General features: G+C 33.6%; 19 protein-coding genes. 18 read left to right on the forward strand and 1 reads right to left on the reverse strand.

Annotation, left to right across the window (positions count from 1 at the left end; all coding sequences use genetic code 11):
* Nucleotides 1-54 precede the first annotated feature (54 nt).
* From AAFN75_RS08395 to AAFN75_RS08410, 4 genes are all read left to right on the forward strand, one after another.
* Nucleotides 55-774: an energy transducer TonB gene (locus AAFN75_RS08395; RefSeq protein WP_144115132.1), complete on the forward strand. Its 720-nt coding sequence runs from the start codon at nt 55-57 to the stop codon at nt 772-774.
* A 254-nt stretch (nt 775-1,028) separates the two neighbouring features.
* Nucleotides 1,029-1,772 carry an energy transducer TonB gene (locus AAFN75_RS08400; protein ID WP_411809130.1) on the forward strand — a complete coding sequence of 248 codons (744 nt, stop codon included), beginning with the start codon at nt 1,029-1,031 and terminating at the stop codon, nt 1,770-1,772.
* A 203-nt stretch (nt 1,773-1,975) separates the two neighbouring features.
* Entirely contained in the window at nt 1,976-4,090 is a 2,115-nt protein-coding gene (locus AAFN75_RS08405) for a gliding motility protein RemB (protein ID WP_411809131.1), read from the forward strand.
* Nucleotides 4,091-4,352: 262 nt separating this feature from the next.
* Nucleotides 4,353-6,068: an amidohydrolase gene (locus tag AAFN75_RS08410; RefSeq protein ID WP_411809132.1), complete on the forward strand. Its 1,716-nt coding sequence runs from the start codon at nt 4,353-4,355 to the stop codon at nt 6,066-6,068.
* Nucleotides 6,069-6,270: 202 nt separating this feature from the next.
* On the opposite strand, the gene AAFN75_RS08415 is transcribed toward AAFN75_RS08410, so the two are convergent.
* A complete protein-coding gene (locus tag AAFN75_RS08415; protein ID WP_411809133.1) occupies nt 6,271-7,137 on the reverse strand; it encodes an MBL fold metallo-hydrolase in 867 nt (288 codons plus the stop codon).
* Between the two features lie 148 nt (nt 7,138-7,285).
* Here AAFN75_RS08415 and cyoE point away from each other — a divergent pair, with 148 nt between their 5' ends.
* The 14 genes from cyoE (at nt 7,286) to AAFN75_RS08485 (ending at nt 19,376) form a co-directional block, all read left to right on the forward strand.
* The gene (cyoE, locus tag AAFN75_RS08420) at nt 7,286-8,179 is read left to right on the forward strand and encodes a heme o synthase (protein WP_411809134.1); all 894 of its coding nucleotides are present in this window, start codon (nt 7,286-7,288) and stop codon (nt 8,177-8,179) included.
* A gap of 3 nt (nt 8,180-8,182) precedes the next feature.
* The gene (locus AAFN75_RS08425) at nt 8,183-8,764 is read left to right on the forward strand and encodes a heme-copper oxidase subunit III (protein WP_411809135.1); all 582 of its coding nucleotides are present in this window, start codon (nt 8,183-8,185) and stop codon (nt 8,762-8,764) included.
* A 293-nt stretch (nt 8,765-9,057) separates the two neighbouring features.
* Nucleotides 9,058-10,050 carry a cytochrome c oxidase subunit 3 gene (locus AAFN75_RS08430; RefSeq protein ID WP_411809136.1) on the forward strand — a complete coding sequence of 331 codons (993 nt, stop codon included), beginning with the start codon at nt 9,058-9,060 and terminating at the stop codon, nt 10,048-10,050.
* Between the two features lie 53 nt (nt 10,051-10,103).
* Entirely contained in the window at nt 10,104-10,484 is a 381-nt protein-coding gene (locus AAFN75_RS08435; protein ID WP_411809137.1) for a cytochrome C oxidase subunit IV family protein, read from the forward strand.
* Between the two features lie 330 nt (nt 10,485-10,814).
* Entirely contained in the window at nt 10,815-11,534 is a 720-nt protein-coding gene (locus tag AAFN75_RS08440; RefSeq protein ID WP_411809138.1) for a hypothetical protein, read from the forward strand.
* A gap of 35 nt (nt 11,535-11,569) precedes the next feature.
* A complete protein-coding gene (locus AAFN75_RS08445) occupies nt 11,570-12,310 on the forward strand; it encodes an SCO family protein (RefSeq protein WP_411809140.1) in 741 nt (246 codons plus the stop codon).
* Nucleotides 12,303-12,836 (forward strand): DUF420 domain-containing protein, encoded by a 534-nt coding sequence (locus AAFN75_RS08450; RefSeq protein WP_411809141.1) that lies wholly within the window; start codon nt 12,303-12,305, stop codon nt 12,834-12,836. The genes AAFN75_RS08445 and AAFN75_RS08450 overlap by 8 nt, the downstream gene beginning before the upstream one ends.
* A 3-nt stretch (nt 12,837-12,839) precedes the next feature.
* The gene (locus AAFN75_RS08455) at nt 12,840-13,061 is read left to right on the forward strand and encodes a hypothetical protein (protein WP_411809142.1); all 222 of its coding nucleotides are present in this window, start codon (nt 12,840-12,842) and stop codon (nt 13,059-13,061) included.
* A gap of 89 nt (nt 13,062-13,150) precedes the next feature.
* Complete coding sequence (locus tag AAFN75_RS08460; protein ID WP_411809143.1) at nt 13,151-13,852, forward strand: ABC transporter ATP-binding protein; 702 nt, start codon at nt 13,151-13,153, stop codon at nt 13,850-13,852.
* Nucleotides 13,845-15,074 carry an ABC transporter permease gene (locus tag AAFN75_RS08465; RefSeq protein WP_411809144.1) on the forward strand — a complete coding sequence of 410 codons (1,230 nt, stop codon included), beginning with the start codon at nt 13,845-13,847 and terminating at the stop codon, nt 15,072-15,074. The genes AAFN75_RS08460 and AAFN75_RS08465 overlap by 8 nt, the downstream gene beginning before the upstream one ends.
* A 2-nt stretch (nt 15,075-15,076) precedes the next feature.
* Nucleotides 15,077-16,321 (forward strand): ABC transporter permease, encoded by a 1,245-nt coding sequence (locus tag AAFN75_RS08470; RefSeq protein WP_411809145.1) that lies wholly within the window; start codon nt 15,077-15,079, stop codon nt 16,319-16,321.
* Nucleotides 16,322-16,424: 103 nt separating this feature from the next.
* A complete protein-coding gene (locus tag AAFN75_RS08475) occupies nt 16,425-17,540 on the forward strand; it encodes an efflux RND transporter periplasmic adaptor subunit (protein WP_411809146.1) in 1,116 nt (371 codons plus the stop codon).
* Nucleotides 17,527-18,861: a TolC family protein gene (locus AAFN75_RS08480; protein ID WP_411809147.1), complete on the forward strand. Its 1,335-nt coding sequence runs from the start codon at nt 17,527-17,529 to the stop codon at nt 18,859-18,861. The genes AAFN75_RS08475 and AAFN75_RS08480 overlap by 14 nt, the downstream gene beginning before the upstream one ends.
* A 23-nt stretch (nt 18,862-18,884) precedes the next feature.
* A complete protein-coding gene (locus AAFN75_RS08485) occupies nt 18,885-19,376 on the forward strand; it encodes a TlpA family protein disulfide reductase (RefSeq protein WP_411809148.1) in 492 nt (163 codons plus the stop codon).
* Nucleotides 19,377-19,378: the final 2 nt, after the last annotated feature.

Consider the following 19,378-nt stretch of genomic DNA (forward strand, 5'->3'; position numbering starts at 1 on the left):
GCTTTTTTGATAAATAAATAGTTATTTTAGCAATCTTGATAAACGATTTAAATTATGGAACCTAAAAAAAATCCCCAAGCAAATGTTGGACGTAACAGTTCACTTTACTTCGCAATTGGATTAGCGTTAATGTTGTTCTTAACAAATTACGCAATCAATTACAAAACTTATGATAAAGTTGAAATAGATATAGGACAATTAGATCTTGAAGAAATTGAGGATGAAGAAATCCCAATTACTGAACAATTACAAACACCTCCACCACCTCCACCACCACCTGCAGCGCCAGAAGTGATCGAGATTGTTGAAGATGAAGTAGAAATTGAAGAAACAGTAATCGAATCTACAGAGGTTGATCAAGAAACAGAAATTGTTGAGGTTGAAGAAGTAGAGGTTGCAGAGATAGAGGAAGATATTGATGTACCATTTTCAGTTATTGAAAACGTACCAGTTTTTCCAGGATGTGAAAAAGGAAGCAATACTCAAAAGAGAGATTGTATGTCTAAAAAAATATCTCAGTTTGTAAATAAAAAGTTTAATACTGAGTTAGCTAGCGACTTAGGTTTATCTGGAAGACAACGTATAAACGTTATTTTTAAAATTGATAAAACAGGTACAGTTACAGGTATTCGTGCAAGAGCACCACACCCAGGTTTAGAGAAGGAAGCAAAAAGAGTAATTGGATTGCTACCACAAATGAAACCAGGAAAACAACGTGGTAAGCCGGTAAACGTTCCATATTCGTTACCAATTATTTTCCAAGTACAAGATTAAGAAAACATAAGTTTTACTTATATATTAAAAACCTCGAAGTTAGCTTCGAGGTTTTTTTGTTTTTAGAGTTATTGAAAACAGTGGGTTCTAATAACTCAATTTTATTTTAATATAAAATCCCGTTACAAAACTGTAACGGGATTTCTTTTTGGTATGCTTATTGTGACTTTAGCATAATATTAACATTTTAAATTCTAATTATTATGAGTAATCAAAAGAAAACTCACGATCTCATTCGGCAAAATGAGAAAATCGTGGAAAAATCACAAAAGCATGATGCAAATTTACAAAAAAACTCAACCCTTTATTTTCAAATTGGGTTAATTGTATGTTTACTAATTTCCTTTGGGTTGTTGGAAATGAAATTCGAGACTACTATACCTCGAGTGGCAGATGTTCTGCCTCCAGATATTCCTGAGGAAATTTCAATTAACAATATTAAAGTTGAAGAATTGCTAAAACCCGAGGTAAAACCACAGCCTAAAAAGGAAGTTGTTTTTATTAATAAAATTAAAAAAGTTGAAGATGATGTTACTTTAGAAGAAGCACTAGAACTTGTTACCGAAGAACAGAAACCTATAACGCCTGTAGTAGATCCTGGAGCGGTTGTGGTTGACGACAACCCAGAAAATGAGGAGCCTGTTTCTATTGTTTTTGTACAGAAAGTACCAATCTATCCGGGTTGCGAAAAATCTAAGAACAATACCGAACGTAAAAAGTGTATGTCCGATAAAATTGGAAAGCTAATTCAACGAAAATTTGATGGAGGCGATATCGCTGTGCAATACGGCTTGGAAGGAAAACAAAAAATAGATGTGCAGTTTACCATCGATAAAACCGGTAAAGTTACCAATGTTAAAACTCGAGCAGATCATGATAAATTAAAAGAGGAAGCTGCAAGGGTCATTAATTTTATACCAGAAATGATTCCTGGTAAACAGAATAATAAAAATATAGGGGTTATTTACACACTACCTATAATATTCTATGCACAATAAGTAATACCAAATTATAATTTCATGCTTTAAAAACCGTTGTTACTTATGTAATAGCGGTTTTGTTTTAATACTAATTTGTGCCTAATAGTTCTTGCATAACTCCTATTTTTAGAAGTACTTATCGAGGTATAAATGAGACTAGAATCTAAAAATATAGTATCTTTCGGCAGTAATACGTTTTAATTAACCCATAATTCTTAAACATGAAGCAATTCATTGTACTAGCCCTACTTTTAGTTCAATATAATTTTTATGCTCAAGATTCTTTTTCTCTTGAAAAGCCACCAGTATTCCCTAATTGCGAAGAGGTAGCTGTTTCCGACTTACAAAGCTGTTTTAATACCCAAGTATATAACGAAATTTACAACAATTTTAAGGTGCCCACAAACCTTACCGAAGCCGGTTTTAAAGGCGAAGTCGTTGTTGTTTTTGAGGTTGATACCACAGGGCAGTTTAAAATTGTATATACAGATGCTATTTACAGTGAGTTAAAGGACGAGGCAAAACGTGTTTTTTCAGAATTTCCAAAAGTACAACCTGCAACCTATAATGGTAATAGTACCTTTAAGCAATATTCCTTACCTATAAAAATACCTATAGTAAATCAGGCTGAAGGGGTAAATAATGCTACTAGCGCTAATGCCAATGCTACCAAAGCAATTAGCCCATTAGAGTTGGCTGCTAAAAAAGAATATGATAATGTAAATAAAGAATTAAAAGATTTTGAAAACCAAGCGTTTAAAAGTCAATTAAATATTCAATTTACACATAGTGACTATGCTCGTTTTGATAGACAAATGAATATGGTTGGTACAAATAGTCATACCGCATCAAAACCATTTTTGTATGAAGAAGTATCGAAATATTTCGATTTTGAAGCCGAACAAAAAGAACTATATAAGGACACCGAAACCTGGTTGGGTAAAAAGTTTTGGAACGAACATTTAGTCGAATTACAGAGTGACGATTATTGGTTTACAGTCGATCCTATTTTAGATTTACAAGTAGGTGCAGACTCTAATCTAGACGCCGGAACTACATATAATAATACGAGAGGTTTTTTAATTCAAGGTGGGTTAGGTAAAACATTAAACTTCTATGCTTCGGTGTTTGAAAGTCAAGGACGTTTTGCCGATTATGTAAATAGATCTGCCGAAAGTTTAAAAGCCTTTGGTCCAGATCCAGCTATAATTCCTGGGCGTGGTATTGCTAAACGTTTTAAAACCGATTCTTACGATTATCCGGTGGCCGAAGCGTATTTGTCTTATGCGCCAGCTAAGTTTATAAATGTGCAATTTGGGCATGGTAAAAACTTTATTGGCGATGGTTACAGATCGTTATTACTAAGTGATGTGGCTAGTCCACATCCTTTTTTAAAATTAAATACCAAGTTTTGGAAAATTAAATACACCAATACTTGGATGTGGTTAAAAGATGTTAGAGACGCTGTTGAAGTGGACAATGCATTTTTAACCAAATACATTGCTAACCATTATTTAAGTTGGAATGCTAGTGAGCGTTTAAATATAGGATTGTTTGAGTCGGTTTTATGGACAAACTCTAACGACCGTGGTTTTGATGTTAATTACCTAAATCCTATTATATTTTACAGAGCTATAGAGTTTGAAACTGGTCAAGGTGCCGGAAATGCGCTAATGGGCGCAACTGCAAAATATAAATGGAACGATGATGTAAATATATATAGTCAGTTTATTTTAGATGAATTCTCTTTAGGCGATGTAAAAGCAGGCGAGAAAAGCTGGAAAAACAAGTTTGGTTACCAACTAGGTGTTAAATATTATAACGCGTTTAAGGTTGATAATTTATTGCTGCAGTTTGAGTATAACCGCGTGCGTCCTTATACCTATTCGCATAATACCGTAGTGTTAAACTATGCACACAATAACCAATCTATGGCGCATTTATGGGGCGCAAACTTTAGTGAGGCCGTAATAATTGGTCGATATCGTTACAAACGTTGGTTTGGCGATGCTAAATTTATTATTGGAACACGCGGATTAGATTTTAATGATGGTACCGATGATTTTAGTTACGGTGGCGATATCTATAGAAATTACAACGAACGCCCTTTCGACACCGGTGTTGAAGTTGGTCAAGGTATAAAAACAACAACCTTTAACGGCAATATACAAGCAGGATACGTATTAAACCCGGCAACAAACCTAAAATTGTTTACCGATATAACTGTTAGAAATTTTAACCCAGAAGCCACCACTGCTACTACCTTCAAAAATAATACCGTATGGTTTAATTTTGGCCTTAGAACCGATTTGTTTAATTGGTATTTCGATAACTAACACATTCCTGCATAGGTGTGAATCTCATAACTACTATAAGTTGCAAATAAAATTAAAAACCCCAATGGAAACTATTGGGTTTTTTTTGTGAAAATTTATTTATATTTATAGAATAACAGTTTTAAAAAACTAATTGTAACCTGAGTTGTTGGAGGGATATGAAATGTAAAAGTGATTTTATAACGGGTTTGGCACAATTTAAATATCTTAAACGAAACGTTTAAACAAGTCTAATAATCATGAATTCCAAAATAAACTCACAATGAAACTAAATCCATTATTTCTTTTCTTTTTACTTATAAGTGTAAGCTCAAAGGCACAAACCATTGAAGTTGGCACATTGGCAGATCAAATTTATTTTAATGGAGAGATTTATACCATGGACGATAACTGGCCAATGGTGGAAGCTGTAGCCGTAAAAGCCGATTCAATTCTGTCTGTGGGAAGTAAGGAACTTATTATGAAGTTAAAAGGGGATAAAACCCAACTTTTTGATTTAAAGGGCAAGACCATGGTTCCTGGTTTAATAGAGGGGCATGCCCATTTGTTTGGTATTGGAAATGATTTATTGGAAGTTGACTTGGGTGGAACTAAGAGTTATGAGGAGGCCATTAAAAAAGTTGCAGAAAAAGCAAAAAGCACGCCAAAAGGAGAGTGGGTTATAGCTACTGGTTGGCATCATGATAAGTGGGATACGCAACCTACATTAGTTAATGGGTATCCTACAAATAAGTTGCTATCTGCTGCTGTGCCAGATCATCCTGTTATTCTTGTACATGCTTCTGGACATATCATAATTATAAACCATAAAGCGATGGATATTGCAGGTGTCAATTCAAAGACGCCTCAACCAGATGGCGGCGAAATAGTTTTAGATTCAAATGGTGAACCAACCGGAATTCTTAATGAAACTGCAGGAGATTTAGTGTTCAAGTTTTTACCTGAACCTACAAAGGAAGATGTAAAAGAGACATTAATTTTAGCTTTAGAAGAGTGCTATAAAAATGGTATCACCGGATTTCATGATGCAGGTTCAGGTGGCTACATGGTAAACCTTTATGAAGAAATGGCCTCACAAAACCTAATTAAATTAAGGCTGTATGTTATGCTTAGTGGAACACAACCTGAACTTCTAGAATATTGTTTTAAGAAAGGTATTCAAGAGAACTTATACGACAATCAACTAACCATCCGTTCTATTAAACTAATGGCAGATGGGGCTTTAGGTTCAAGAGGTGCCTGGTTATTGGAAGAATATACGGATGCCCCTGGAGAGCATGGTCATAATGTTACACCGTTAGAGGATATTAATAAAATTGTCAATAACGCCTACAAAAATGGTTTTCAAGTGGGTATACATGCCATAGGAGACAGGGCAACTCGTGAGGTTTTGGATATTTATGAGAGCACATTTAAGACTGAATCTACAAATAGTTCAAAAGACGCAAGATTTAGAATAGAACATGCCCAACATTTTGACCCAGCGGACATTCTTAGGGTTGCTGAATTGGATGTTATTCTAGCAATGCAGGCTATTCATATGTCATCAGATAGACCTTGGGCCATTGATCGTCTAGGAGAGAAACGTATTACGGAAGGTGCTTATATATGGCAGACCTTATTAAAATCTGGAGCAAAAATTGTAAACGGAACCGATGCACCTGTAGAACCCCTCAATCCTATGGCTGGCTTTTATGCGTCGGTATCGAGAAAAACTCTAAAAGGTATGCCAGATGGTGGTTACGAACCTCTGCAGAAAATGACAAGAAATCAAGCACTCAAATCTTATACATTGGATGCGGCCTATGCAGCATTTCAAGAAAATGAAAAAGGAAGTATAGAAGTTGGAAAATGGGCAGACTTCACCATACTTGACAGAAATATTATGACAATTCCAGAAGATCAAATATTAGAAACTAAGGTCGCTATGACGATTATAGGAGGAGAAATAGTTTTTGATGATAAAAAAACTGATTAAATATTTTTTAATAGATATTTTGAAATTATACAGTATGAAAACCTAATTAAACATTTCTCTCTGCTATCGCGAGCGTCCCGCTCGTGACCTCATGAGTGAGTAAATTACAGGTGTTCTTGTATAAAAACAAAGCTGAGTTTTATTAATAGCACAAACAAGATACTTGCACTAACACCATAAGATAAATGTAATATAACCAAAACTACTCTTTCAACCCCTTATAAAACGTACGTCTAATTTTTTCGGAAGAAATAAAACAACAGCCATAATTAAGGTTGTCGTAGGTTTTGGTAAGCGCGTTATTTGCCGCCACTTCATCTTCGGTTTTCCCTTGGCTAATTTCGGTTTCAATGGTGCTTTTTAAAGTTTCCATCATATTTAAAAAGGTGCTGTATTCGGCTTTGTTAGATAAGTTACCATGCCCAGGAATAATTTTAGTCTCGTCGTCAATTAAAATAAGAGCACTTTTTACAGCGTTGATATAGCCATTTACAGATCCGCCAGAATTTAAATCGATGTAAGGATAACGTCCGTTAAAAAAAGTATCGCCTGTATGTAGTACGTTGCTTTTCGTAAAATATAGCATAGCGTCGCCATCGGTATGCGCGTTATCCACATGAAAAATAAGTACCTGCTCGCCGTTTATATATAAACTTAGTTTATCGTTAAAGCTTATTACAGGCAACGATGCATCGTTATGTTTCGGGTTATCTTTAATGCGTTTATACACATTGTCGTGCGCAATAATGGGTGTTTGTAGTTTGGCAATGTTTTCGTTTCCGCCGGTATGGTCGCCATGGTGGTGTGTGTTAGCTAAATAGGCAATAGGTTTATCGCTTAGTGTTTTTATGGCCGCTAAAATTTTGGGTGTTAAGGGAGCAAATTGGCTATCGATCATTAAAACACCATCGTCGCCAATAGAAATTCCAATATTTCCACCTTGGCCTTCAAGCATATAAATGTTGTTGGTAAGTTGGTGTGTGGTAATTGTAACCTCTTTTTTTTGTGCAGAACCTACAAAGGCAATACCAAATAAGGCGATGCTAATAATTGATTTTATAAATCTCATTTCTAAGCGTTTTTTTTTAGATTACTAAAAATACAACTTTTTGGGTGAGAATTGAATGTTTTAATTTACCATTAAAAACCATTGGTGAAATTGCTTTTATAGAGTATCTTTGCACTCGCAATATTAAAGCCGTCAAGGATATAGACCATTGAGCAAGTCGAAAACTACAATAGCAAAGCCTTCTGTACTATCAGATTTTAAAGAAATCACAAAAATGCGATTAGCATTAAGTGTGGTGTTTTCGTCGCTTGCTGGGTATTTACTTGGTGTAGAAACGGTCGATTTTAAAACCTTAACCCTACTAGCTTTTGGTGGGTATTTTATGGTTGGTGCATCAAACGCATTTAATCAAATTATTGAAAAAGATTTAGATGCTTTAATGGATAGGACCAAAAATAGACCTATTCCTGCAGGCCGCATGTCGGTAAACACCGCGTTTATAATTGCCACGCTTTTTACAATTTTAGGTATAGGTGTTTTGTACACCATAAATAAGCAAACTGCTATGTTTGGTGCTATATCTATTTTTATTTATACCTGTATGTACACGCCTTTAAAAACAAAAACACCTATTGCTGTATTTGTTGGTGCTATACCAGGCGCTATCCCGTTTATGTTAGGTTGGGTAGCAGCAACCGACGATTTTGGTATTGAACCAGGAACCTTATTTGCTTTACAGTTTTTTTGGCAGTTTCCTCATTTTTGGGCTATTGGTTGGTTTTTGTACGATGATTATAAAAAAGGAGGCTTTTTTATGCTTCCAACAGGAAAACAAGATAAAGGAACCGCTGTGCAATGTATTATGTACACCATATGGACCATATTGGTGTCTATCGTGCCAGTGTTTGGGTTTACGGGTAGGTTACAACTATCTGTTGTAGCCATGGTATTGGTTTTACTAGCAGGTTTATGGATGCTGTATTATGCTATTGGCTTATTTAAAAAAATGACAGAAAAAGCTGCTAAACAATTAATGCTAGTAAGTGTATCTTATATTACACTAGTGCAAATTATTTATGTGGTAGATAAATTTATTAGATAAATTATGGATTTAACTCAAGGAACACGCGAAGAGAAAAATAGCAGAGCCAAAAAAATGATGCTTTGGTTTGGTATTGTGTCGCTAATTATGTCGTTTGCTGGCTGGACAAGTGCTTTTGTAGTGAGTAGTTCTAGACCAGATTGGTTAAAAGATTTTGTTTTACCCAATGCATTTTTAATTAGTACAGTTGTAATAATAATAAGTAGCATAACTTTTATTTTAGCTAAACGCGCTTTAAAGAGTGGTAACCATAAAGCAACTATGCTATGGTTGGTAGCAACTTTAATTTTAGGCTGTGTATTTATTTTTAATCAGTTTTCTGGTTTTAGACAAATTATCGATTTAGGCTATAATTTTACCGGACCAACCAGTAATGTAACCATGTCTTACATTTATTTAATTGCTATTGTGCATATTTTGCACGTGGTTGTAGGATTAATTTGTTTAGTGGTTGTAATTTATAATCATTTTAAACAAAAGTATACTAAAGATAAAATGTTGGGACTAGAATTAGCCGGTACGTTTTGGCATTTTATAGATATTTTGTGGGTTTACCTATTTTTATTTTTATACTTTGTAAGATAATTGAGTTAAGGGTACACCTTTAATTAGTTGTGTTTTAAAGGTTTTAACGGATAGTTGCGTTAGGGATTGAGGCTTTGTTGAAGCTCGCCGACGTAGGAGGAAGCGACTGCCGAAAGCCCGACTTTTTGTGTTCTTAATAGTTTTTTTAAACCGTAAAGCTGTTAACAAAAAGGAACGCCCAAAGTATTTTTAGTAACGATTACTTTTAAGTGATTAATTTTTAAAGCATGATGTTTTATTAGATGAATAAAATGATTATTTTTGTCCAACTTTATAAATAACAACCATTATATATGAGTACAGCAGTAGCAGAAGGCAAAACTTGGGAAGGCGGAAACGCGCCACTTAAAGTAAGTTACGGTAAAATGATGATGTGGTTTTTCATCGTATCGGATGCCTTAACATTCTCTGGGTTTTTAGCAGCCTACGGATTTTCAAGATTTAAATTTATTGATGCATGGCCAATTGCAGATGAGGTGTTTACTCACTTCCCGTTTTTTCACGGTGTAGATGCGCCAATGTATTACGTGGCTTTTATGACGTTTATATTAATTATATCGTCTGTAACTATGGTGCTAGCGGTTGATGCTGGACACCATTTAAACAAAAGCAAAGTAACTATTTACATGTTTTTAACCATTATTTTTGGTTTAATATTCGTAGGATCTCAAGCTTGGGAATGGAACACTTTTATTAATGGCGATTATGGTGCTGTACAAACTAAAGGTGGTAACATTTTACAGTTTGGACATTATGTAGATAAAGATGGTGAGCAAGTTTTTAAACGTGTAGCTGTTAGAGATTTTGCTGTAACTGCAGCACACCAAGATAGAACACAACACGAAAACAGAAATGGTATTTGGTTTGCTAGCGAAGGTGCTTTGCCTGCTTATACTATGGACGAGGTTATACACGGTTTACAAGCCAATAAAGATGTTTTAGTACGTACTCAAATTATTAACGAGCACGGTGAAAAAACAGTATTATCTAGAGAAGAGTCTATAAATCAAGTCATGAAAAACGGTAAGTTATACGTTGAGGGTGCTAACCTTCATGTAAACGAATATGGATCGCCGCTTTTTGCAGATTTCTTTTTCTTTATTACAGGATTTCACGGGTTTCACGTATTCTCAGGTGTGTTAATTAACATTATTATTTTCTTTAATGTTGTGTTAGGAACATACGAAAGACGCGGAAGCTACGAAATGGTAGAGAAAGTCGGTCTTTACTGGCACTTTGTAGATTTAGTTTGGGTATTTGTATTTACATTCTTCTACCTAGTATAATAAATAATTTTTTTCATTTCCTTTAAGAAGGAAATCTTTTAAATCAAAGAAAAATGGCACAAGAACATAAATTAGAAATATTTAGAGGACTTTGGAAATTTAAGTCTAACACTCAAAAAATTTGGGGTGTATTATTATTCCTTTCAATAGTAACAACAGTAGAGGTTGCTTTAGGTATCATTAAGCCAGATTGGTCAATGGGACACGTATTAGGAATGAAAATATTAAACTGGATATTCATTATACTAACCATCGTAAAAGCCTATTACATTACTTGGGATTTTATGCACATGCGCGACGAAACTAGCGGATTAAGACGTGCCGTGGTTTGGACAGCAATATTTTTAATCCTATACCTAATCTTCATCTTATTACAAGAAGGTGGTTACGTATTCGAGGTTTATGACAACGGATATATTAAGCGCGATTTTTAAGCGTAACAACACATAAAAACGAATCCTGCCAATTGGCGGGATTTTTTTTGCAATAAAAAGTTTTTGGGCGTTACCACAAGGGGCGGGCTTTGCGCTGTATCTTTTTAAAAGGTTAATGTTAAAAGCGAGAAACATAGCAATTGGTTAGCTTTTTTTTAGTAGCAGCTTTTGTTTTATAAAGTTTTAAAAAGGATGCCGCTGCAATCCCTAGCGCACACATCTGCCAAGGTTGTTGTAATACTAAGTTAAATAATAGAATATGAGCGGTTATTACCTGCGCTTTTTTTATTTTTGCAACTCAAATAAAAACAATATAAATTTAGGTTTTTAATGGATTACAAAAAGGTAAGTCGGTATGTAGTTTTAGGAATATTATTCTTTCTTCCTGTAACGTTTTTACTGTTTTTATATCCAGCTACACATAACTACACGCCATTAGATATTGTAAACGAATCGGTTTTAGATATCGAAGCCTTTACTGCAGATACCGACGACCCAATTCTATTAAAAGATCATATAACCGTTCTCGGTTTTTTTGGCGATAATCCAGAACAAAGTAGCACCATAGCTTTAAATTTAAAGGAATTGGTTTACGATAAATTTAAAGGCTTTAAACGTTTTCAAGTGGTTGTGCTTATGCCAAAAGGTAGCGAGGAAGCCGTAAAAGTTTTAAAAGCCGAAATTAGTTCGTATCAAGATTTAAGATTTTGGCACTTTGTGTATGGCGAACCTGCCGATATTAAACGAATATATTTTAGTTTAAAAACCAAAGAAAATTTATCTAACAATTTAACAAGCAACCAAGTTTTTGTAGTCGATAAAGATTTAAACCAACGCGGACGATTGGATGATAGAACAGATAGCGAATTAGAAAAAGACAAAGCCGTTTACGGTCTTTATGGATACAATTGTATTGAAGTAAGCGAAATTAAAAATAAAATGAGCGACGATTTGCGTATTCTATTTACCGAGTACAGGCAAAAACGAAAAGGCGATTTCGATCCTAGTTCTTCAAGAACTGAGGATATAAGTGTGGAAAATAAAAAATAAGATTCTCTTCTTAAGAGAATGATATATAGTTAAAAATGAAAAAAACGAATTATTCATACATAGGTATTGCGTTTACCATTCTTATTTTCGGAATAATTTTTATTCCTAGAATAGTCGATAGAATTTCTAAAGGCGATATTTCAAGGCAAGAAAGCAGAAGCGATCAATCTAAAGAGATAGCCAAAAAAAAGTCGGATTTACTGTTTATACAAAACAATGGTGTAAACCGTAAGGTGCCCGATTTTTCGTTTACAAATCAGAATGGAAAAACCATTACCAATAAGGATTTTGAAGGTAAAGTGTATGTTATAGAATTCTTTTTTACAACATGCCCAACCATTTGCCCTAGGATGAATAGTAACTTGGTTCAAATTCAAAATGAATTTGAAGGTTTTGAAGATTTTGGAGTGGCTTCTTTTTCTATTAATCCAGAACATGATACGCCCGAAGTATTAAAAACCTATGCCGAAAAGTATGGTATTAAAAACCCTAATTGGCATTTAATGACGGGAAGTAAAGAGGCTATTTACGAGTTAGCAAACAAAGGGTTTTATATTTACACTGCCGAAAACCCAGATGTTCAAGGTGGTTTTGAGCACTCTGGAAATTTTGCTTTAATCGATAAAAACGGATTTGTACGTAGCAGAGAAATGCAAGGAAATCCAATAATTTATTATAATGGTATTACCTCAGAATCTGAAAAAACAGACGAAGATGGTAAGCTAGAAGAAATAAGTGCCTTAAAAGAAGATATTAAAAAGTTGCTAAATGAGTAATACAGAAAACACCTTAGACGATAAAAAGTATAATAAACTAATTTTAATACTTTCGGTGGTTATACCCGTTGCGGTAGCTGCGCTTTTTGGTATTAAAATAGATGTAGAACTGCCTGTTTTTTTACCACCAATTTACGCAAGTACTAATGCGCTAACGGCTTTTGTTTTGGTATTAGCATTTATTGCCATCCAAAAGAAAAAAATAAAGCTGCACGAAAGGTTAATAAAGGTAGCTATAGGCTTATCGGTTTTGTTTTTACTCATGTATATCGCTTACCATATGACTAGCGATTCTACACCGTTTGGTGGAGAAGGTGGTGCTAAATATTTTTATTATTTTATATTATTAACGCATATTGTACTATCCATTATTGTTATTCCGTTTGTATTAATAACGTATGTAAGAGCAATTACAAATAACATAGAGAAACATAAAAAAATAGCTAAAATAACTTTTCCATTATGGCTTTATGTGGCTATAACTGGTGTGGTAGTTTTTATAATGATTTGTCCTTATTATGCTTAAAAAATGAAACGAAAAATTATATTTTTTCTTTTTTCACTTTTGTTTGTTATTAAAACAAATGGACAATGCGCTATGTGTCGTGCCGTATTAGAAAGTGAAGCAGGACAAACAACAGCCGAGGGAATAAACGATGGAATAGTGTATTTAATGGCTGTGCCTTATATACTTGTTGCAGGACTTGGTTACTTTATTTACAGGAAATATAATTCCAAAAAAAGTATTTAAAACTTTTTTAAGTTTTGGTGTAACATTTCTTATGGTGGGTAGTCTTATTTAATATGCGCTATTTGATAGTGTACTCAATCAATCCAAATATGTTAAAAATCCATCAGCTTCATAAATCTTATCCTATTGGAGATTCTAGTCTACATGTTTTAAAAGGCATAGATCTTAATGTTGAAGAGGGTGAAATGGTTGCCATTATGGGCTCTTCGGGTTCGGGTAAGTCTACTTTACTTAATATTATAGGTATGCTAGACGAAGCAGATTCTGGCGAATATATTTTAGATGGTCTTCCAATAAAAAATCTTACCGAAAAAAAAGCAGCTGTTTATAGAAATAAGTTTCTGGGCTTTATTTTTCAGTCTTTCAATTTAATAAATTATAAGAATGCTGTCGAAAACGTTGCCCTTCCATTATATTATCAAGGTGTAAAACGTAAGGAGCGTCAAGAACAAGCTATGTTTCATTTAGGTAAAGTAGGTTTAACCGATTGGGCTAAACATTTACCAAAGGAGCTTTCTGGTGGACAAAAACAGCGTGTTGCTATTGCTAGAGCCTTAGCTGCAAATCCTAAATTATTATTAGCCGATGAGCCAACGGGTGCCTTAGATACCAAAACATCCTACGATATTATGGCGTTTATTCAGCAATTAAACGACGAAGGCAAAACTATTTTAATGGTAACTCACGAAGAGGATATTGCTAATATGTGTAAACGTATTGTCCGCCTTAAAGATGGTGTTATTATGGAAGATGTTAAGGTAACTCAAGATAGAGCCGAAAATTATGTTTGATTTAGACCTTTGGCGCGAAATATTTCAGAGTATTAATATGAACAGGACCAGGAGTCTTCTCTCTGGTTTTACTGTGGCGTTTGCTATCTTATTATTTACTATACTTTTCGGTATTGCTAATGGACTTGAAAATACTTTTAAAGAAGCCTTTGGTACCGATGCTAATAATTCTATTGTTATTTATCCAGGAAAAACAACAAAAGGATATAAAGGTCTTCAAGCTGGTAGGCAAATACAGTTTAAAAATGAAGATCATGAATATGTACTTGACAAATTTGGTGATAAAGTTCAATACATCACATCCAAAGTAAATAGAAACGTTATTGCTTCTTTTAAAAATGAAAAAAATAGTTATCAGCTAAGAGCAGTTCATCCAGAATATATGTTTATTGAAAACAATAAGATAAGTGAAGGGCGTTATATTAATCAAAATGATTTAAAGAATAAAACTAAAGTTGCTATTATAGGCAGAATTGTTAACGATCAATTGTTTACAAAGGAAAGTGCTATTGGTAAATACGTTAACCTAAGTGGAATTCCTTATAAAGTTGTTGGTGTTTTTACTGATGATGAAGGAGATAATGAAGAGCGTGTTATTTATATTCCCATTACAACGGCGCAGCTTGTATATGGAAACAATGACTTTATAGACTTTATGCATTTAACTTATAATCCCGAAATGAATAGTGATCAAGCACTATCTTTTGGCACATTAATTACTAAAAGCTTAAAGGAGCGATTTTCGGTTGCGCGAAGCGACCAAAGAGCTATACGTGTACGTAACATGGCACAAAGTACAAAGCAAGTTGATATGTTAACTTCGGGCTTAACTGTTATTATATTAGTAATTGGCTTTGGAACTCTAATAGCTGGTATTGTTGGTATTAGTAATATTATGATTTTTATTGTTAAGGAGCGTACCAAAGAAATTGGTATTAGAAAAGCCTTGGGAGCATCTCCAAAATCTATAATATCTATTATACTTATCGAGTCTATAATAATAACCACTATTGCCGGATATGTAGGTTTATTAATTGGTGTTGGAGTCTTAGAATGGATCGGGCCTAGTTTAGAAAAATACTTTATAACAAGCCCTGGTGTTAGCGATAGCCTTGTTATTGGTGCAACCATTACTTTAATTTTAGCGGGAGCTATAGCAGGTTATTTACCCGCAAAAAAAGCGTCAGAAATTAAACCTATTGTTGCCTTAAGAAACGATTAATTATGTTTAGATTTTTATTCGATAGAGATACATGGCAAGAAGTAATAGATAGTTTTAGCAAAAACAAGCTAAGGTCTATTTTAACTATGGTTGGTGTATGGTGGGGAATCTTACTACTTATCGGGTTATTAGGTTCAGCAAGAGGTTTAGAAAATTCGTTTAATCGTTTATTTGGGGATTTTGCAACAAACAGTGTATTCTTTATGGGAAACACTACTGGTATGCCATTTAAGGGGTTTCAAGAAGGAAGACGTATTCAGTTAACCATACCTCATATTAAAAAAGTAGAAGATAATATTGAAGGCATTGAATTTGTAGTACCCAGAAATATGAATCCTGTACTTGTTACTAAAAATTTTTTATCTGGAACCTTTAATATTTTTGGTGATTACCCTTTGTTAGATAAAGTTCAAAAAAAGAAACTAATTCATGGTCGGTTCATAAACCAAAATGATATTGATAACACTAAAAAAGTTGCGGTAATCTCAGAAAGTATCTACAAGCAATTATTCGAGAAAGATGAAATAGCCGTTGGTACATACATTCAAATAAATAAAATCAATTACACAGTTATTGGTGTTTACGACCCTGGTAATGTTAATTTTGGACCAATTGAAGATATTCATATTCCATTTACAACATTTCAAAAGGTATACAATAAAGGTGATAAAATTGGATTTATGATGATTACAGGAAAGCCAGAATACGATATTGTCCAAATTCAAAGAGATGCCGAATTAATGCTTAAAAATCTCAATAATGTGCATCCAAAAGATAACCGTGCTTTTCGCAGTTTTAATTTAGGAAAAGAATTCGCAAAATTTACTGGATTTTTATCAGGTATGCAGTTTTTAACTTGGTTTGTAGGTATTGCTACCTTAATTGCAGGTGTTTTTGCTATTGGAAATATTTTATTAATTACTGTTAAAGAACGAACCAAAGAAATAGGAGTTAGACGCGCATTAGGCGCCACCCCTTTTGAAATAAAAAGACAAATAGTTGTAGAGGCGGTATTTTTAACCTTAATGGCTGGTTTATTTGGAATTATATCGGGTGGATGGGTTTTAATAGCTTTAAATTATAAGTTTGGACAAGGAGACGAGGCTACTTTGGTAAATCCATCTGTATCGATTGGCGTAGTCTTTATATCCTTAATAATATTAATTGTATTAGGAACTTTAATAGGTTTAATTCCCGCCTTTAAAGCAACCAGCATCAAACCAATAGAAGCATTAAGAGAAGAATAAAGAATCAAAAAAAAGTGAACCTTCTATAGCGTTAAAATGATTTTCTATAGTAAATAAGATATAGAATAGCAGGTAACAAAATAGAAACAAGACCAACAATCAAATGAATAAAACAGTAAAAATAATTTTAATATTAGTTGCCATTATTGCACTAGTTTGGGTGTTAAAGTATTTTAAAGATGCCAATTCTAAAGACGTGGTAGATTATAAAGTAGAAGAACCTTTTTACAGTTCTATTAATACCAAGGCTGTAGCAACAGGTAAATTAAACCCAGAGGAAGAAATTGAATTAAAACCTCAAATTTCGGGTATTGTTGATAAGGTTCTTGTTGAAGAAGGCGATGTCGTTAAAAAAGGAGACCTTATTGCAACGATTAGAGTGGTGCCAAACGAGCAAAATTTAGTAAGCGCAAAAAGTAGAATTTCAACAGCTAAACTATCGTACGATAATGCAAAAGTGCTTCTTGAAAGAAATAAAACTTTATTTGAAAAGGGCGTAATTGCTAAGCAAGATTTTGAAAATAGCGAGCTGTCGTTCAACCAAGCTAAAGAGTCATTAAACCAAACGCAAAACGATTATCAAATTATTAAGCGTGGTTCTATTTCTGGAGGAAATTCGGCAAACACAAATATTATTGCTCAAATTCCAGGTACAATTTTAGAAATACCTGTTAGAGAAGGCGACCAAGTTATTGAAAGTAATAATTTTAACGCAGGTACAACTATTGCTACCATTGCCGATATGAGTCTTATGATTTTTGAAGGTAAGCTAGATGAATCTGAAGTTGGAAAAGTGCAAGAAGGCAAAGAAATAAAAGTGATTCTTGGCGCTATTCGAAATAAGGAATTCCCCGCGAAACTAACTTTTGTTGCCCCTAAAGGTATCGAGGAAAATGGTGCTGTACAATTTACTATTAAAGCGGATGTTACTATCGATTCAACCACAAATATTAGAGCAGGTTATAGCGCTAATGCGGAAATAGATATCGAAGCTAGAGATAGTGTTTTAGTAATTAGAGAAGCTTTATTACAATACAACCGACTTACCGAAAAACCTTTTGTGGAGATCTTAAATGGAGATAATAAGTTTGATAAAAAAGATGTGGAATTAGGGCTTTCTGATGGTATTAACGTCGAAATTGTTGAAGGTGTTATAGAAGGTGATAAAATTAAAGTTTGGAATAAAGCATCAAAAGATAACGAAGATGAAGAAGAATAATATAAAACAAACCGTTATAGTTTTTGCGTTATTATGTACTGTCTTTACTTTTGCTCAACAAAAAAAATGGACCTTACAGGAGTGTGTTAATCATGCATTAGAAAATAATATTACTATACGACAAAGTAAAAATAGATTGCTTGATAACCAGCAGGACATTATTGCGTCTAAAGGTGCTTTTTTGCCATCTGTAAACGCAAATATGAATCACACCTTATCTATTGGTAGCAGAGAATTATTCCCAGGGCAGTTTGTAGATAGAACAGATAATGGAACTGGTATTGGAATAGCTGTAAATCAAACTATTTTTGATGGATTTAGGTTAACTAATTTATACAAACAATCTCAACTAAGATTAGAAACAAATCAATTAGAGCTTGAAAGAATTAAAGATGACATTTCATTAAATGTAGTTAACTCCTACTTAAATGTGCTTTTTAATAAAGAACGTTTTGAAACCGCCGAAGCTCAATATCAATTTAGTGAAAAGCAACTAGAACAAGTGCAAGAGTTGGTAGATGCTGGCGTACAACCTAAAGTAAATATTTATGATGCTGAGGCAACCTTAAGTAGAGATGCTCAACAAGTTACATTGGCAGAGAATAATTACAATTTAGCCTTATTAACCTTATCACAATTATTACAAATTTCTTATGATGGATTTAATGTGCAAATTATCGATATAAATACGCCTTCTGAAGCGTTACTTTATCAAAATATTCGTCCAATACTAAAGTTTGCTTTTGAAAACAGAAACGAAATTAAAGTAGCAGAAAAGAATGTAGAAAATGCGGTATTAGGTACGGAAATTTCTAAAAGTGCTTTTTACCCAACACTTTCAGCGAGTTATGGTTATGGTTCAAATGTGTTTTTTACAAATTTATATGATACTGAAGAGGATTTCTTTACACAGTTAAACCAGCAAAAAGGTCACCGATTTAGTTTAAGCTTAGACATCCCAATTTTTTCTAGATTTCAAAATAAAACAACGGTTGCAAAATCTAAAATTCAAGAAGAAAATAGTAAACTTAATTTAGAGCAAGCTAAGTTAGATTTAGAGTCTAATATCCAACGTGCTTATACCGATGCTCAGGCTGCTCTTAAGGCTTTTGTGGCTGCAAAAAAAACGTTAGAATCTCAAAGTTTATCTTTTAATAACTCTAAAGAACGTTTTGATATTGGTGTAATGACTGCTTTCGATTTAGAGCAAGCTAGAGTACAATTAATAAATGCAGAATCTTCATTAATTAATGCTAAGTACGATTTTGTTTTTAAAACTAAAGTTTTAGATTTTTATATGGGAAAATCGTTAACTGAATAATTCATTTTTAATACTTTTAACAAATGAAAAAGTTTGGGGTTATATTAATGATTTTTTTTTGTATGACGGTTTGTGCACAAGAAAAACAACTTTGGGCAAAATCATTTTTAAATAAAAAAGCACCAACTTTTAGTGTTGAAAAATGGCTTTCTGATAAACCAGATTTAAAAGGTAAATTTGTATTAGTAGACTTTTGGGCAACATGGTGCGGACCATGTATAAAAGCGATACCAGAACTTAATCGATATCATTATGAATTTAAAGACGATTTAATAGTTATTGGTATTTCAGACGAATCAAAAACTATAGTTAACAAGATGAAATCTCCGGTTATGGAATACTATAGTGCTATTGATACTAAAGAACGACTAAAAAGCAGCTATGAAGTTAAAGGGATTCCTCATTGCGTACTGATTGATCCAAATGGCATTGTACGTTGGGAAGGCTATCCTGGTCTTCAAGGTTTCGAATTGGATTCTTTTGTTATTGGAGATATCATTGAAAAATATAAATAATT

The organism is Algibacter sp. AS12 (genome assembly GCF_046736315.1).
Lineage (GTDB): Bacteria > Bacteroidota > Bacteroidia > Flavobacteriales > Flavobacteriaceae > Algibacter_B > Algibacter_B amylolyticus.